The sequence below is a fragment of the Chromobacterium sp. ASV23 genome, assembly GCF_016428945.1.
Lineage (GTDB): Bacteria > Pseudomonadota > Gammaproteobacteria > Burkholderiales > Chromobacteriaceae > Chromobacterium > Chromobacterium sinusclupearum.
Genome location: NZ_JAELTR010000284.1, coordinates 1 through 257 on the forward strand (window position 1 = coordinate 1; position 257 = coordinate 257).

Annotated in this window: 1 protein-coding gene; it reads left to right on the top strand. The window is 61.9% G+C overall.

The features are described 5' to 3' along the window. The coding region (locus JHD59_RS22635) for a hypothetical protein (protein ID WP_199155918.1) at nucleotides 1–257 on the top strand (257 nt) is incomplete at both ends.

A 257-nucleotide genomic window follows, 5' to 3' on the forward strand; every position in this document is an offset into this window, starting at 1 on the left:
ATGGCACGGTGTCGGATGACAGCGGCAACAACAACCCGGGCGGCGGCAACGAGTCCGAGGGCGGCGACAACGGCAAGCCGATCGATACGAATGCCAAGCCGGTGGTGAAGGCGTTGAAGGTCAAGGGCCAGCTCGAAGTGGGCAAGGATCTGACCGGCGCTTACCAGTTTGACGCCAACGGCGGCAACAGTACCGACAAGTCCACCTTTGCCTGGGGCGAGAAGGGCAAGACCGATGCGGCCAAGGGTGAAGTGATT